The sequence below is a fragment of the Aeromonas enterica genome (assembly GCF_054052465.1).
This window is the reverse complement of the sequence record NZ_JBSTYL010000007.1, coordinates 46,293-61,413: the sequence shown is the minus strand read 5'-3', so window position 1 is coordinate 61,413 and position 15,121 is coordinate 46,293. Positions and strand designations below refer to the sequence as shown.

Genomic DNA, 15,121 nt, shown 5'->3' with positions numbered 1-15,121 from the left:
TTATTTCGATGAAGATCATGAGCATCACTGACAACCTGAAAATTGCCGGTCAATACTGTCTGCCCAAACACGCCCTCTCCCGTCTGGTGGGCAAGCTGGCGGCTGCCGAAGCCGGCAACCTCACCACCAGGGTGATAGAGGCGTTTATCAAGCAGTACGGCGTCGACATGAGCGAGGCGCTGCACGAGAGTCCGGCCCACTACAAGAGCTTCAACCAGTTCTTCACCCGTGAGCTCAAGCCGGGGATACGTCCGCTGGTAGAGGATGCCATGACTCTGGCCCTGCCGGTGGACGGCACCGTCAGCCAGCTCGGCCCCATCCATCAGGGTCGCATCATCCAGGCCAAGGGCCACGACTACAGCGCCCGTGAACTGCTGGGTGGCTATGAGGATCTGGTGGCGCCGTTCAAGGATGGCGACTTTGCCACCATCTACCTGGCACCCAAGGATTACCACCGCATCCACATGCCGCTGGACGGCGTGCTGGAAAGCATGGTGTTCGTGCCGGGGGATCTCTTCTCCGTCAACCCGCTCACCGCCGAGAAGGTGCCGAACCTGTTCGCCCGCAACGAGCGGGTGGTCGCCACCTTCCGCACCCCCCATGGTCCCATGGCGCTGGTGCTGGTTGGCGCCACTATCGTCGCGAGTATCGAGACCATCTGGGCCGGCAATATAGCGCCGACCAAGCAGAAAGAGGTGATGCGCTGGGATTACAGCGGCGATGAGGCCATCACATTGCAAAAAGGGGCAGAGATGGGCCTGTTCAAGCTCGGCAGTACCGTGGTCTGCCTGTTCGGACCTGGCATGCTGGCCGGCTTCGAGCCGCATCTGGCCAACGGCGTCACCACCCGCATGGGTCAACCCTTTGCCACCTTGGCGGCCAAGGCATGAGTGACCAACCAGGCGCCTCGCAACCAAAGAACCCGCTGCACGGGCTGACCCTGGAGGCGATCGTCACCGCCCTGGTCGAGCACTATGGCTGGGAAGAGCTGGGACAGCAGATCAACATCCGCTGCTTCACCGACGCTCCCAGCATCAAGTCCAGTCTGAAGTTCTTGCGCAAGACTCCCTGGGCCCGGGAGAAGGTCGAAAGCCTCTATCTCTATGTCCAGCGCAAGCAAGCCAAATCAAAGGAATAACGCCATGGCGTTCAAGATTACCTACACCTACAAGAAGCAGACCAAAGAGCTCGGCTACGCGAACGACAAGTTCCGCAGCATCTACGACGCCATTGCCGCCGCCGAAGGGCTGGATCTCGCCAGCTTCCACGCCATGGAGGCCCAGCTGGCGCAGGTCTGCCGCCGCGACAAGAAGAGCGTGAAGGATTACCAGGAGAACTACTTCAAGGAGCTGGGTTTCTCCAACATCGTCATCGAACGGGACAATCTCGAAGACAAACAGGAGTAAGCATGCGCACTCTGACTCTGATGGCCTCCTCCCTGCTGCTGGCGGCCTGCAGTACCCCGACCCAGCACATGGTCGGCAATGATCAGGATATCCACGGCTGTCGTGCCAGCGCCGGTTATCAATGGTCTGCGTTGACCAACCAGTGCGTACGCCTGTTCGAACAGGCGGTGCGGCTGCAATCCCTCGATGTGAACGAAACCGGCAGCGCCTTCGTGCTGTTCAACGCAGACCAGAGTCAGGCCGAACTGACCCTGCCAAGCGGTGAACAGACCCGCCTGATCCGGCAAGGGGACGAAGGCAACTGGTCCTGGCAGGGCGGCCCCTATCAGCTCTTCCCCTGGAAGGGTTATCTGCTCAAATCCGGCGAGCAGGCACTGTTTCACGGCGACAGCGCCCTCTGATTGCCAGCCCATGTCATCACAACGCCCCAGTTCCTGCCGGGGCGTTTTTTTATGGCTGGCCGCAAGTGGCAGCCAGGATAAGTGGATGACTGCATTCCCCGCCTTGCGGCACGCGGCCACAAAAACAAACACCCCGTTGCAGACAACGGGGTGTTTGGTGTGAGCCGCCAGACAAGCGGGCGGCTGACAGAGGCGGATCAGTTGCCCAGAGTAGAGAACAGGCTCTGTTCCAGGCTGCCGCGAGAGACGCAGACCGGGGTAATGGAGGGTGCCAGCACCCGCTCGCCGGAGGATTCGACGAAGTAGAGCTGGGTGTTGCCCTTGACGTTGACGGTCGCCACGCTGTTGTTGCCGCTCTGGGTGATGATCAGGTTGATCTGCAGATTGGGGTTGCCCAGCGCCACTTTGGAACCCATGGTGCCGCAATCCAGCCACTCCAGGCCATCGGCCGAGTTCTCGACGTTGGCGGTCATCAGGCCTGAGCCGCGCTGGCTGTTCTCGATGTTGAGGCCGTGATCGCCAAACCACTTCTCGGCGCGGGCCCACACCAGATCCACCGGGATCTGCATCTCCTGGGTGTTGTTGGTCGCCTTGGCAACCGGCGGATTATAGCGATACTGCTCGCCGCCATTGTTGTCACTGGCACAACCGGCCATCAACAGGGCCAGGGCTACCCCCATTATCTTTTTCATGCTGCTTCTCTCATCCATATTATCCGGCCATCGGCCAACCGGCGGCTATTATGGCGTCAGCGACACAGGCTGTCAGCAGGGATCGACAGAAATGCATCAGCATTAACCCGAGCTTTACAAAACCAGCCTGCTATCATAGATTTGCTCGAAATTTCCCCCGTGAGTGTCTGCGTGAACTCCTTGCTCACCCTGCCCCTGCTGCAGCAGATCATCGATCAGTTACCCATGAATATCTTCTGCCGAGATACGGACGGGCGCTACCTGTTTGCCAACCGGGCGTTCACCGAGCAGGCTGGCCTGCCGCAACCGACAGCGCTCATCGGCAAGACGGATGCAGAGATGCCATGGGGTGACATCTTTCGGGAAGAGGATCTACGCCTGCTGGCGGAGGGCAAACCCTTGCTCTATCAGCAGTTGCACTGCCACAGTGGCGATGCCACCAGCTGGATGGAGATCCACAAGATCCCGCTCTACGACACGCAGGGCAAACCGGTGGCCCTGTTTGGCATGGTCAACGAAATAGGTCAGCGCAAGGAGCTGGAGCAGACCTTTCGCCAGCAACAACTGCTGCAACGCCGTTTGCTGGACGCCATTCCGGACCCGATCCGGCTGGAGGACCATCAGGGCCTGCTCATCGACTGCAATCAGGCCTTTCTCGACTTCATGGGCATGGTGGCGAGCGAGGCGCTCGGCCAGCGGGTCGCTCACCGCCTCTCCACCGAGCTGCCGATGGGGCGCGGTGAATACTGTCTGGTGGATGCCAGCGGCCAGGGCCGCCACCTGGAGGTCACCCGGGTCGATGTGCCGGACGACGAGGGCAACTCCCTCGGCATTCTCACCTTGAGCCGTGACATCACAGGGCTGCGCACCACCCAGGCCCAGCTGCAGCAGGAGCAGCACTACGACAGCCTGACCGGCCTGCTCAAGCTATCCCATTTTCTGCAGACCAGCCGCCATCTCGGCACCCGCAAGGCCAGCCTGCTGCTGGTCGATCTGCAACACTTTCGCGAGATCAACGACCGCTTCGGCATCCGGGTGGCCGATCGCCTGCTGAGTCAGGTGGCCCGCCGCCTGCAACAGCTGGCCCCGCCCCAGTCGCTGGTGTGCCGGGTCGCGGCCGACGATTTTGCCATGTTGCTGCCCGAGCTGACCGAGCCGCTCGCTGACTGGAGCCGCCGCCTGCAAGGGGAGCTGATGGTACCCTACCAGGTCGAGGAGCACAGGATCCAGATCCCGGTGTTCCTCGGCATAGCCCACGGCAAGGCCAACGATGCGGAGCGGCTGCTGAGCCATGCCGAAGCCGCACTGGCCCAGGGCAAACGTCAGCAGCAGCACTGCACCCTGTTCGATCCCGAGCTCAACGCCAAACTCAAGCGCCGTCAGCTGATCGCGGCCCAGTTGCCGCTGGCCATCAAGTCAGGCCAGCTCACCGCCGTCTATCAACCCATCATCAGCGCCCGCAACAATCAGTTGCACGGGGCCGAGCTGCTCTGCCGCTGGCCTCACCCCGAGCTCGGCATGATCTCGCCGGATGAGTTCATCCCGCTGGCGGAGGAGCTGGGGCTCATCGGCCAGCTCGGCCAGCGCATGCTGGAACGAGGCTGTGCCCAGCTGGCCCGCTGGCAGGCGGCGGCGCCGGATCTGGTGCTCTCCATCAACCTGTCACCGCTGCAATTTCGCGACCCCGAGCTCTGCCCGCAGATCTTCGCCTGCATCGAGCGCCACGGCCTGACGCCCTGGCAACTGGAGCTGGAGATCACCGAAGGGGTGCTGATGGAGAACGCCGACGAGATCGAGAGCAACCTCGCCTGTCTGATCGAGGCGGGATTCCAGCTCGCCATCGATGACTTCGGCACGGGTTACTGCTCGCTCGCCTACCTGCCGCGGCTGCAGGTGGCGACCCTCAAGCTGGACCGCAGCTTTACCCAGGGGCTGGCCACCAATCAGGCTACCACCGCCATCGTGCGCTCCGTCATCGGGCTGGGCCACGAGCTCGGCATCAAGATCACTGCCGAAGGGGTGGAGACGCAGGAGCAGCAAGCGTGGCTGGTGCAAGCCGGTTGCGATCGGCTGCAGGGCTACCTGTTCAGCCGCCCCCTGCCCCCCGACGAGTTTGCCCGCAGTTACCAGCTGCCTGGCGCCTGATCGCCAGCCAACAAAAAGGCCACCCCAAGGGTGGCCTTTTGCTTGTCAGGCAGACAGTCGTGACTCAAGCCCGCTTACTCCTGGAAGTAAGTGCCCCAACCATCGTAGTCCACACCGTATTTCTGAAGGATCGGCAGGATTTTTTCGATGTCGGCGACGATGGCCTCGATCTCCAGCTTGCACTCGACGGTGGCGTCGAAACAGAAGATGGGGGCGCCGTCATCCAGCTCCATCTCTTCGGCATCTGTCACTTCAAACCCAGCCTTGAACAAGTCGACGGCGGCCTTCTCCAGCTGATCGAAATCCTGGCAGGCGAAGTGGTGCTCAATCTCGTATTCCAGATCCGGGTTGCTGCCATCAGCCAGCAACTCGTTGACGATGGCGGTGGTCTCTGCACGCCACTCTTGCATATCAAGACTCATATTAACCCCAAATGGTACTTGGTTGGTGCCAAATGCCGTCGGCCACGGGGTGCCTGTTCAGGCCAGGGCCCCCCGGGCGGCATAGTTGCGGCAAAGCATACCCGCAGAGCGCATCCGGCTCAATGCGGCAGACCAAGATAAGCCGTCGCCCGCGGCCACCCCAAATGGGGTGCCATCACAAAAGGTTAATAAAGTGTAATCCTCCACCACCCACAACATGCCCCATACGGAACTTCACTGGAGCGTACAACAACGACATAACACCATCGAAAACCATTTAAAAATCAGTGCTATCGACCATCCACTACACGGTGACAAGGCCATGACCGGGGTGTATCAAGGGACGCGGGCGGAGCACTGTCCGCACGTAAAAGGAGCCAGCAGGGCTCCCTTTTTATCATGTGAAGGAGCACATAGATAATGCCTAAAAAAACAATAATGAGCCTGGTCATAGGCTCAACCCTTATGATTGGAAACCACGCCATGGCCGCCCCGGTACATGGCCCGTTCGATGCCCCTCTGGCGGATGAGGTGAAGGTGCTGGAGATGCTCAAAAAGAGCGGCCGCATCCCGACCCAGGCCTCTCCCGAGATGGAGCAGGCCGCCCTCGCCAGCTTCTACCGCGAAAAGTCACGGGCCTATAACGGCAGCAGTGGCACATTGGCGGTGAAAGAGGGCAAGATGCGGGAGACCATCCTCAAGAAGATCCGCCTCAACGGCACCGCCCGTCCCGGCGATCGGGTGCCCACCCTGCTGCTCAAGGCCATCGAGAAGGAGCACTATCAGGGCAAGATGCGCAAGGACAAGATCCTCGCCATCCTGGTGGACTTCCCCGACTACCCGAAAAACAGCGTCAGTCCCGAGCTCACCAAGATGTACTACCCGGATTACACCCCGGCGCACTACAACGACCTGCTGTTCTCCGACAAGGGCTATGCCGGCCCGAACGGCGAGCAGTTCATCTCCATGCGCCAGTTCTACGAGCAGCAGTCCGGCCAGAGCTACAGTGTGCGCGGTCAGGTGGCGGGCTGGTATGCCGCCGACAAGAACGCTGCCTACTACGGCGCCAACGCTACCCCGAACACCATACGGGAGCTGGTGAAGGAAGCGCTGATCCAGGTAGCGAACGACCCCGCCATCGATCTGGCCCAGTTTGATCAGGAGGATCGCTACGATCTGAACGGCAACGGCAATCGGGACGAGCCGGACGGTCTCATCGACCACCTGATGATCTTTCACTCCAGCGTCGGCGAAGAGGCCGGTGGCGGCGATCTCGGCGAAGACGCCATCTGGGCACACCGCTGGAATCTGGGCGCCCCCTACCCTATTCCCGGCACCAGCAGCCCAAGCCAGAACTTCGGCGGCCAGTTTGCGGCCTACGACTACACCATTCAGCCCATCGATGCGGCGGCCGGAGTCTGCGCCCACGAATATGGCCACGATCTGGGACTGCCGGACGAATACGACACAAAGTACACCGGCAAGGGGGAACCGGTGGCAACCTGGTCCATCATGTCGTCCGGCTCCTGGGCCGGGTTCATCGGCGGCACCGAGCCGACCGGTTTCTCCGCCTGGGCCAAGGAGTTCCTGCAGGCCTCCCTCGGCGGCAACTGGCTGCACGGCAGCAATGTGCAGCTCGCCGATCTCAGCCCCCGCGGCAACGTCTACATGCTGGATCAGGCCAACGACAAGGGGCGCAACGACGACGTGGTGCGCATCAACCTGCCGGCCAAGCAGATCCCGCTCAACCCGCCCTACGCCGGCCAGTATGAGTATCACGGTGGCAAGGCCAACAACCTGGACAACCGCATGAGCCTCAAGCTGGATCTGGGCGGCAGGCAGAGCGCCAGCCTCAGCTTCAAGGCCTGGTATCAGATTGAGGAGGGGTATGACTACGCCAGGGTGCTGGTCAACGGCCAGCCCATCGCGGGCAACCTGACCACCAGCGACGATCCGAACGGCGTCGGCTTCGGGGTCGGCATCACGGGCAACTCCAACGGCTGGACCGATGCCGAGTTCGACCTCACGCCCTGGGCCGGTCAGCAGGTCACCCTCACCCTGCAATACCAGAGCGACGGCGGCGTGGCCGAGAACGGCCTGTTCGTGGACGAGCTCCAGGTGGCAGCCGACGGTGAAGTGCTGCTGAGCGACGGGGCCGAGGGCAGCTCTGCCTTTACCCTGGCCGGCTTCGTGAAGAGCAACGGCAACGAGGCCAAGGATCATTACTACCTGGCCGAGTGGCGCAACCACGCCGGGGTCGACAAGGGGCTGGCCCACATCAAGGTGGCCGACCAGCTGCTGCGCTACGAGCCGGGTATGCTGCTCTGGTACGTGGACAACAGTCAGGCCAACAACTGGGTGGGCGTCCACCCGGGTGAGGGCTTCCTCGGGGTGGTGGATGCGGATCAGCGCACCCTCACGTGGAGCGACGGCGCCGTGGCCGGTACACGCTACCAGATCCACGACGCCACCTTCAGTCTGGGCTTCCAGCAGCCGCTCAACCTCAAACACCCGAGCGGCTCCCTGCTGCGCGACTTCTGGATCACTCCGAACCGGGTGTTCAAGGATTCCCGCAGCTACCAGAGCAAGGAGATCCCGGATGCCGGTCGCCTGCTGCCCGAATACGGGCTCAAGATCAGCGTCACCGGCCAGGCCCGTGACATGAGCACAGGAAGGATCATCGTCAGCCGTCATTGAGTCATGACCTTGGCGTTCAGGGGGCCTCAGGCCCCCTTTTTCATGGTGGCAAGCGGACAAGACAGTACAACAGGGCACGAATGAGGGCAAAAACGGATGACACGCGGTCAAATTGTTCGGTTATCGAGCGAACGGTACAGCAATCTGCGCCCTGCGGTTGACACCCGAACGCAGAAAGGGTTTAATGCGCGCCGTTGCCCAGATAGCTCAGTCGGTAGAGCAGGGGATTGAAAATCCCCGTGTCGGCGGTTCGATTCCGTCTCTGGGCACCAATAATTCCTCCTTAGTTCAGTCGGTAGAACGGCGGACTGTTAATCCGTATGTCGCTGGTTCAAGTCCAGCAGGAGGAGCCAAATTTGAAAAGCCCGCTCATCGAGCGGGCTTTTTTCATTCCGGTCAGCTGCCGTTGCAGGCCGCCAATAGCAGCGTTGCCCCACAGGTGGCGCTAAACAGCCACAGGCCCGTTTGCAGCACCCCCTCCGGATCCACCTCTTTCTCTCTTTTCCTGAATCGTATCCACTTAGGCTTCATCGAGCCCACCTCAACCTGTTGCGGCGCGTATCCCTGCCCAGCTCGGCAGGCGAGCCATCTTTGTGCAGCCGCCAGTCGGCGTCAACTCCCCCGCAATAATAAAGTCAGATCCTGCATCACGCCCGCAGCACACTCTCATGACTCTCCAGCGTTGCATATCACCAACCTCGCCTCAATCATCCCGCCAGCTCTATCTTGCCGTAGTCGAGGCGATTCTCTTTCGGTGCCCCGACTATGCCGCGCACTTCGTTGAACCTGTAGCCAAGTATGTAACCAAAGCAGGCGAAGAAAAGCCCGATCACCAGGGCACCGACCCACTGGATCTGCAGAAAATCGAGCTGGAATAGTAGTGTCAGACCGGCCAGCAGCAGCAAGTTGAGCCCGAAATAGCGCCACTGGCCGAGCCGCCGGGTCGTCAGTCCCAGGTTGTCGGTATAGAGGCGGATCAGCGAATCGAGAGAGTTGATCACCATGGTGATCCCTACGGCGACCATGGCCCAGTTGAAGAAACCGGCGGTCGAGAGCCCCTGCTCATGGTAGTAGTAGAGCACGGCAAACCAGACGGCAATGGCCAGGGAAGGGAACACCAGCATGACCCCCAACAGTTGCCAGGTACGCAGACCACCGACGAAGCGGGCGGTGAACTGGCCGATCATGATGCTCCAGGAGAACCACCAGTAGAGATAAAAGGCGTGGTAATCGTTGAGGGGCAGCACGAAGCGTTCTATGTGACCAAAATATCCCCCCACCAGCGCCAGGGTAGCGGCAAAGTCGGCCAGAGATCCTGCAGGCGTGAGAAAGGCGGCACTCCACATCAGGATGATCAGGGCGATGAAACACGTCGTCGTGCCCAAACTCAGGACCCTGACAAACTTCAGGCTGGTGCTTGAATAGATGGAGAGCGCGATCACCAGCAGCACGATCAGATAGAAGCTGGCCACCAGGCTCTCGCCATCTCCGATCTGGGGCACATACCAGGGCAGGTTGCTCAACAACAGATAGGCGGTGAAGGCACAGGTGCCGATGATCACCAGATTGTTGAGAAATTTCACCAGGGCCAGTTCGAAAAAACCCACTCTGGGCTCTATCACGCAAAAATAGAAACAAGTGAGGAAGTAAAAGCCCCAGATGAGAAAGCCCCAATAGCCAAACTCGATGGCCAGTGGATTGGTAAAGCCATATTCCGGATTCGCCTGTAGATCGCCATAACCGGCAAACTCGGTGAGGGGGAACATGATGAGCCCCACATCCAGCCCGGACGTGAACAGGATGGCGACAAAGGTGAAGGTTCGCACCGGTGTGATGCCGATGCAGCGAATATTGCCCCAGCGATAGAGAACAAACGCGATGGCGGCAAAGGTAAACAGTATTCCTGTACTGAGCCAGATCATCATGACTGACCTCCTGCGATATCCCTTTCGTGACCAAACATAAGTGCTCCTTGTCATTGCATGTGGTGTTCAAGAGGCAGTTCGGCTTCCTGCGGCCATGACATCCCCAACCCCATGAAATGCGGGGGGAAATACAGACACGGGATCAGGACTTAGCTATCGCCAGTATCGAGACAGGCTAGGCGATAGCTAAAATCTGACGAACTACAGCCATCTGGGTGGGCGTCGCTTGACTCAGCCCCTGGCAGCACAAGCCAGTGAACGCACAGGCTTGCGCGGACGCTGCTTCTCCTGCCAGTCGTCGGCCAGCCCCACCTCGACCGCTTGTGCCGCCAGCGGTGCCTTGCCCAGGATAAGGTCTGCGGCACGCTCGGCCACCATCAGGGTGGGCGCGTTGAGGTTGCCGTTGGGAATGGTCGGGAAGATGGAGGAATCCACCACCCGCAACCCCTGCAGGCCATGCACTCTGGTCTCAGGATCCACCACGGCTTGCAGATCCGTGCCCATCTTGCAGGAGCAGGAGGGGTGATAGGCGCTCTCTACGGCGCGGCGTACGAAGGCATCTATCTGCTCATCGCTTTGTACCGACTCACCTGGCTGGATCTCCTCCCCCCGATAGGCATCCAGCGCAGGCTGGCCAATGATTTCCCTGGTCAAGCGCACACAGGCGCGAAAGCCCTCAACGTCGTCCGGATGAGAGAGGTAATTGAAACGGATGGCCGGTGCCTGATGCGGATCGGCAGAGCGCACCCGCACCTGCCCGCGACTGCGGGGCTTGTTATGGCCGATGTGGACCTGAAAGCCGTGACCCGCGAATGCCTCTTTGCCGTCATAACGCATGGCGGCGGGCAGGAAGTGATACTGCAGATCCGGCCAGGGCACCCCGGCTCTGGAGCGAATGAAACCGCAGGACTCGAAGTGATTGGTTGCCCCTAGGCCATCCTTGCGCAACAACCAGCGACTGCCGATGAGAAACTTGTTCCACAGACCCAGCTTGCCGTTGAGGGTGATGGGTTGCAGGCAGCGAAACTGAAAGTAGAACTCCAGATGATCCTGCAGGTTGCGTCCAACCCCGGGCAAAGGATGCAGCACACCGATACCGGCCTCACCCAGGGTATCTGGATCGCCAATACCGGATAGCTGCAGCAGATGGGGAGAACCGATAGGGCCCGCACTCAGGATCACCTCCTTGTCGGCCTTCACCTCCTGTAACCGGCCCTGTCGCTCGAAGCGCACCCCGACCGCACGCTTGCCTTCGAGCAACACCTTGTGGACCAGGGCACCGGTCAGCACGGTAAGATTGTCACGTCCCATGGCCGGTCTCAGATAAGCATTGGCACTGGAGCTGCGCACTCCCTGCCTGACCGTCATGTGCATGGGGCCGAACCCCTCCTGCTGGCGACCGTTGTAATCGGCCGTCCCGTCGTAGCCTGCCTCGATTCCGGCATCGATGAAGGCCTGATAGAGGGGGTTTTGCATCTGGTTGCCATTGTTGACCCCAAGCGGCCCCTCGTCACCGCGATAATCATCCCCACCGAAGGCCCACTGCTCGGCCCGCTTGAAGTAGGGCAGGCAGTGGGCATAGTCCCAGCCCTTGGCCCCCGCCTGCTGCCACTCGTCAAAGTCACCGGCATGGCCGCGCACATAGACCATGCCATTGATGGAGGAGGAACCGCCCAATACCTTGCCCCGTGGGCAATGCATGCGCCGTCCGTCCAGATGAGGCTCGGGCTCAGTGTCGAACTGCCAGGCGTACTTTCTGGTATTCATGGGGATGGAGAGCGCTGTCGGCATCTGGATGAAGATGCTCTTGTCGCTGCCCCCCGTCTCCAGCAGCAGTACCTGGTGCTGGCCATCCTCGCTCAGGCGGTTGGCAAGCACGCAGCCCGCGCTGCCAGCCCCCACAATGATGTAATCGAACGGCTTCATGGTGCCTCCTTAAAACGGGCTCTGGATGGCTTGCATGCCGACATAGACAGACTTGAGCTGGGTGTAGTGTTGCAGGGTTGCCAAGCCATTCTCCCGCCCTATGCCCGACTGCTTGAAACCGCCAACCGGCATCTCGGCCGGAGAAACGCCGTAGCTGTTGATCCAGCAGATCCCCGCCTGCAACTGATGCACCACCCGGTGGGCACGGCGAATATCGCGGGTAAAGACCCCGGCCGCCAACCCCAGCGCCGTATCATTGGCTCGCCGTACCACCTCCTCTTCCTGCTCGAAGCTGAGCACCGACATGACGGGACCGAAGATCTCTTCACGGCAGATCCGCATCTCATCGCGACAATCACTGAAGATGGTGGGGGCGACGAAATAACCATCGGGTGCAGTTGCTGGACGCAGCGCCACCCCGCCACAGCGCAGGGTGGCCCCCTCCTCTTGGCCGATGCGGATATAATCAAGCACCTTGCGCTGATGCTCGCGGGAGATGAGGGCACCGAAGTTGGTGGCCGGATCCATGGGGTCGCCGACCCGGATATTGTCCCGGGTGCGGGCCAGCAGCCGCGCCATGAAGGCGGGGTAGATGCCTTGCTGCACATAGACGCGAGTGCCATGGGTACACACCTCGCCCTGGGTATAGAAGTTCGCCACCATGGCAGCGCTGACTGCCTCTTCCAGCTCCGCATCATCGAAGATGATGAGGGGCGACTTGCCGCCCAGCTCCATGGTCACCCCCTTGAGGGTCTCAGCAGCGGCACGCATCACTTTTTTGCCGGTTCCCACCTCGCCGGTGAAAGAGACCTTGGCCACCTCGGGCGCCTGACTCAGCCAGGCACCGACCCGCCCGTCCCCCTGCACCACGTTGAACACACCGGCCGGCATACCCGCCTCGATGAAGATCTCTGCCAGTTTGAGCGCTCCGAGGGGCGTCTCTTCCGAGGGTTTGAAGATCATGCTGTTGCCGCAGGCAAGCGCGGGGGCCGCCTTCCAGCAGGCAATTTGCAGCGGATAGTTCCAGGCTCCGATCCCGGCACAAATGCCGAGAGGCTCGCGGCGGCTGTAGTAAAAATCAGCTCCCAGCTGCTGCTGATTGCCCTCGATGGCGGCGGCCAGACCAGCGAAGAACTCTATGCTGTCAGCGCCGGTCGTCACGTCCACCACCGAGGCTTCCTGCCAGGGCTTGCCTGTGTCAGCGACCTCGATGGCGGCCAGGGCATCGTTGCGTTCACGCAGCAAGGTCACGGCACGCAGCAGGATCCGGCCACGTTCAACCCCGCTCATCCCCGACCAGATTGCAAAACCGCGCTGGGCGCTCGCGAGGGCTGCGACCTGGATGCTCTCATCGGCGATTTCCACCTCGTAGATGGCGGTGCCGGTGGCCGGGTTGATTACCTCGAAATACTCGCCAGAGGCATTGGCCAGAGATCGACCATCGACAAAATTCTGATAACGCTTCAGAGACATTGATTCACTCCATACAGATGGATGGGTTGTTGCTGGACAAGACGTTTGCAGCGCCGCGGAGGCAACAGACGTCAAATTCCAAGCCAAGAGCGGGGGCGTGTGGCGGCACAGTTGCGTGCTGTTTAGTCCCAACCAGCCGCACCGGTTTGCCAGCAGCACAGTGATTGATGATGTCGGAGAACATACTGGCCAAGACCATGATGCTGTTGAGGGCGAGGCGTTGCTTGGTGGATTCGTTCACCTGAGCTCGGCGGATCGCGAGCTGGAAACACCTGTTCCTGTTAGAGACTCTGCCTATGGACACTCTTGTTAATTTATTGTTTAACCAGAGATCACCATAAAGGTTAGAGCAGAAACGATCAACCACCACATAAATGACAATTTAATAAACAATACGGATAACTACCAACACAACCACTTATAAAACAAATGCATACATTTAGCCGTCACGACAACCAACAGGTTTGATATCTAAGTATAATCATCTACATATTGTTGCTAACAAGCAGCATAAACGGCGATGTGATACTCATCCGTCCCTTGATGAAGAACCATCTTGCGCCACCTTTTGAACAAGGAATTGCACCCGCCCGGAACGGGATCGCACCGCTTCCCACCGGACAATGCCAGCCCTCAGGCTTGCGATATCCCCCCAAAAAACCGGCGTGACCAGACAGGACGCCATGGTTATGATGTGATTCCACCTCAAACAACCGTCACCTCGTTCAGGGAGAACGTCAGATATGAGCAGCCCCTTGCGTTACGTGCTGGACGGCATCCATTGCGAGCCACACTTCTTCACCGTGCCCCTCGATCACCAGCGACCGGACGACGAGGAGACGCTCAGCCTGTTTGGCCGTACCCTCTGCCACCAGGACAGGCTGCACGACGAGCTGCCCTGGCTGCTGTTCTTGCAGGGAGGGCCCGGCTTTGGCGCCCCTCGCCCGACCGCCAACAGTGGCTGGCTCAAGCGGGCCCTGCAGGAGTTTCGGGTATTGCTGCTCGATCAGCGCGGCACAGGTCACTCAAGCCCCATCAGTGCCGAGGCACTGGCCCAGCTCACGGCCCGGCAACAGGCTGACTACCTCAGTCACTTTCGCGCCGACAGCATAGTGCGCGACGCGGAATACATTCGCGAGACCTTGAGCCCGGACCGCCCCTGGAGCCTGCTTGGCCAGAGCTTCGGCGGCTTTTGCAGCCTTACCTACCTCTCCCTGTTCCCGGACAGCCTGCACGAGGTCTATCTCACCGGTGGCGTGGCCCCCATCGGCCGCAGCGCGGACGAGGTCTACCGCGCCACCTACCAGCGGGTGGCGGACAAGAACCGCGCCTTCTTCGCCCGTTTCCCCCACGCCCAGGCCATCGCCAACCGGCTGGCCAACCACCTGCACAGCCATGAGGTGCGCCTGCCCAACGGCCAGCGCCTGACGGTGGAGCAGTTGCAGCAGCAAGGGCTGGATCTGGGTGCCAGTGGCGCCTTCGAGGAGCTCTACTACCTGTTGGAAGACGCCTTCATCGGCGAGCGGATCAACCCCGCCTTCCTCTATCAGGTGCAGGCGATGCAGCCGTTCAACACCAATCCGGTGTTCGCCATCCTGCACGAATCCATCTATTGCGAAGGGAGCGCAAGCGACTGGGCGGCCGAGCGGGTCAGGGGCGAATTCCCCGGCCTGGCCTGGACGCCCGGCAAGGATGTCGCCTTCACCGGCGAGATGATCTTCCCCTGGATGTTCGAGCAGTTCCGCGAGCTGATCCCCTTGAAAGAAGCCGCCCACCTGCTGGCCAAGAAGGTCGATTGGGGGCCGCTCTACGACCCGGTGCAGCTGGCCCGCAACCTGGTGCCGGTGGCCTGCGCCGTCTATGCCGAAGACATGTACGTGGAGTTCGACTACAGCCGCGAGACCCTCAAGGGACTTGGCAACAGCCGTGCCTGGATCACCAACGAATATGAGCACAACGGCCTGCGGGTCGATGGCGAGCAGATCCTGGACCGACTCATCCGCTTGAATCGGGATCGCTGATACCGGCCCGGGT

At 60.6% G+C, this 15,121-nt stretch carries 12 protein-coding genes and 2 tRNA genes; 9 read left to right on the top strand and 5 right to left on the bottom strand.

Annotated features, from left to right (window positions below):
* Positions 1-17 precede the first annotated feature (17 nt).
* The 4 genes from asd to ACW5XD_RS09790 are packed head-to-tail and all read left to right on the top strand — an operon-like array spanning position 18 to position 1,807.
* On the top strand, positions 18-890 hold the full coding sequence (gene asd, locus ACW5XD_RS09805) for an archaetidylserine decarboxylase (RefSeq protein ID WP_456494740.1): 873 nt from the start codon (positions 18-20) through the stop codon (positions 888-890).
* A complete protein-coding gene (locus ACW5XD_RS09800; RefSeq protein WP_456494739.1) occupies positions 887-1,138 on the top strand; it encodes a VF530 family protein in 252 nt (83 codons plus the stop codon). The genes asd and ACW5XD_RS09800 overlap by 4 nt, the downstream gene beginning before the upstream one ends.
* A gap of 4 nt (positions 1,139-1,142) precedes the next feature.
* Positions 1,143-1,406 (top strand): DUF2960 domain-containing protein, encoded by a 264-nt coding sequence (locus ACW5XD_RS09795; protein WP_043556263.1) that lies wholly within the window; start codon positions 1,143-1,145, stop codon positions 1,404-1,406.
* Positions 1,407-1,408: 2 nt separating this feature from the next.
* On the top strand, positions 1,409-1,807 hold the full coding sequence (locus tag ACW5XD_RS09790) for a hypothetical protein (protein ID WP_456494738.1): 399 nt from the start codon (positions 1,409-1,411) through the stop codon (positions 1,805-1,807).
* Positions 1,808-2,004: 197 nt separating this feature from the next.
* Here the strand turns inward: ACW5XD_RS09790 and ACW5XD_RS09785 are convergent, their stop codons facing one another.
* Positions 2,005-2,499 carry a hypothetical protein gene (locus tag ACW5XD_RS09785; RefSeq protein WP_264305078.1) on the bottom strand — a complete coding sequence of 165 codons (495 nt, stop codon included), beginning with the start codon at positions 2,497-2,499 and terminating at the stop codon, positions 2,005-2,007.
* A gap of 171 nt (positions 2,500-2,670) precedes the next feature.
* Here ACW5XD_RS09785 and ACW5XD_RS09780 point away from each other — a divergent pair, with 171 nt between their 5' ends.
* Positions 2,671-4,644 carry a putative bifunctional diguanylate cyclase/phosphodiesterase gene (locus ACW5XD_RS09780; RefSeq protein ID WP_456494737.1) on the top strand — a complete coding sequence of 658 codons (1,974 nt, stop codon included), beginning with the start codon at positions 2,671-2,673 and terminating at the stop codon, positions 4,642-4,644.
* Positions 4,645-4,718: 74 nt separating this feature from the next.
* On the opposite strand, the gene rraB is transcribed toward ACW5XD_RS09780, so the two are convergent.
* The gene (gene rraB / locus ACW5XD_RS09775) at positions 4,719-5,066 is read right to left on the bottom strand and encodes a ribonuclease E inhibitor RraB (RefSeq protein WP_456494736.1); all 348 of its coding nucleotides are present in this window, start codon (positions 5,064-5,066) and stop codon (positions 4,719-4,721) included.
* Positions 5,067-5,531: 465 nt separating this feature from the next.
* Between rraB and ACW5XD_RS09770 the strand changes: the two genes are divergently transcribed.
* The 3 genes from ACW5XD_RS09770 (at position 5,532) to ACW5XD_RS09760 (ending at position 8,116) form a co-directional block, all read left to right on the top strand.
* The gene (locus tag ACW5XD_RS09770; protein WP_456494735.1) at positions 5,532-7,763 is read left to right on the top strand and encodes an immune inhibitor A domain-containing protein; all 2,232 of its coding nucleotides are present in this window, start codon (positions 5,532-5,534) and stop codon (positions 7,761-7,763) included.
* Positions 7,764-7,959: 196 nt separating this feature from the next.
* Positions 7,960-8,035, top strand: a tRNA-Phe gene (locus ACW5XD_RS09765).
* A gap of 5 nt (positions 8,036-8,040) precedes the next feature.
* Positions 8,041-8,116, top strand: a tRNA-Asn gene (locus tag ACW5XD_RS09760).
* A 354-nt stretch (positions 8,117-8,470) separates the two neighbouring features.
* Here ACW5XD_RS09760 and ACW5XD_RS09755 read toward each other — a convergent pair.
* The 3 genes from ACW5XD_RS09755 to betB all read right to left on the bottom strand — a co-directional run bounded on the left by ACW5XD_RS09755 (position 8,471) and on the right by betB (position 13,087).
* Positions 8,471-9,688, bottom strand: coding sequence for a BCCT family transporter (locus ACW5XD_RS09755; protein ID WP_456494734.1), 1,218 nt, complete (start codon positions 9,686-9,688; stop codon positions 8,471-8,473).
* Positions 9,689-9,919: 231 nt separating this feature from the next.
* Positions 9,920-11,614 carry a choline dehydrogenase gene (gene betA / locus ACW5XD_RS09750; protein ID WP_456494733.1) on the bottom strand — a complete coding sequence of 565 codons (1,695 nt, stop codon included), beginning with the start codon at positions 11,612-11,614 and terminating at the stop codon, positions 9,920-9,922.
* 9 nt (positions 11,615-11,623) lie between these two features.
* Complete coding sequence (betB, locus tag ACW5XD_RS09745) at positions 11,624-13,087, bottom strand: betaine-aldehyde dehydrogenase (protein WP_456494732.1); 1,464 nt, start codon at positions 13,085-13,087, stop codon at positions 11,624-11,626.
* 743 nt (positions 13,088-13,830) lie between these two features.
* Here betB and ACW5XD_RS09740 point away from each other — a divergent pair.
* Positions 13,831-15,108 carry an alpha/beta hydrolase gene (locus ACW5XD_RS09740; RefSeq protein WP_456494731.1) on the top strand — a complete coding sequence of 426 codons (1,278 nt, stop codon included), beginning with the start codon at positions 13,831-13,833 and terminating at the stop codon, positions 15,106-15,108.
* The last annotated feature ends 13 nt before the right edge of the window (positions 15,109-15,121 follow it).

What these genes read in the sequence shown, in the direction of transcription:
- ACW5XD_RS09800 (WP_456494739.1), top strand. Translation starts at nt 887, where the DNA reads ATGAGTGACCAACCAGGCGCCTCGCAACCAAAGAACCCGCTGCACGGG.
- ACW5XD_RS09795 (WP_043556263.1), top strand. Translation starts at nt 1,143, where the DNA reads ATGGCGTTCAAGATTACCTACACCTACAAGAAGCAGACCAAAGAGCTC.
- betA (WP_456494733.1), bottom strand. Translation starts at nt 11,614, where the DNA reads ATGAAGCCGTTCGATTACATCATTGTGGGGGCTGGCAGCGCGGGCTGC.
- asd (WP_456494740.1), top strand. Translation starts at nt 18, where the DNA reads ATGAGCATCACTGACAACCTGAAAATTGCCGGTCAATACTGTCTGCCC.
- betB (WP_456494732.1), bottom strand. Translation starts at nt 13,087, where the DNA reads ATGTCTCTGAAGCGTTATCAGAATTTTGTCGATGGTCGATCTCTGGCC.
- rraB (WP_456494736.1), bottom strand. Translation starts at nt 5,066, where the DNA reads ATGAGTCTTGATATGCAAGAGTGGCGTGCAGAGACCACCGCCATCGTC.
- ACW5XD_RS09770 (WP_456494735.1), top strand. Translation starts at nt 5,532, where the DNA reads ATGATTGGAAACCACGCCATGGCCGCCCCGGTACATGGCCCGTTCGAT.
- ACW5XD_RS09755 (WP_456494734.1), bottom strand. Translation starts at nt 9,688, where the DNA reads ATGATGATCTGGCTCAGTACAGGAATACTGTTTACCTTTGCCGCCATC.
- ACW5XD_RS09740 (WP_456494731.1), top strand. Translation starts at nt 13,831, where the DNA reads ATGAGCAGCCCCTTGCGTTACGTGCTGGACGGCATCCATTGCGAGCCA.
- ACW5XD_RS09785 (WP_264305078.1), bottom strand. Translation starts at nt 2,499, where the DNA reads ATGAAAAAGATAATGGGGGTAGCCCTGGCCCTGTTGATGGCCGGTTGT.
- ACW5XD_RS09790 (WP_456494738.1), top strand. Translation starts at nt 1,409, where the DNA reads ATGCGCACTCTGACTCTGATGGCCTCCTCCCTGCTGCTGGCGGCCTGC.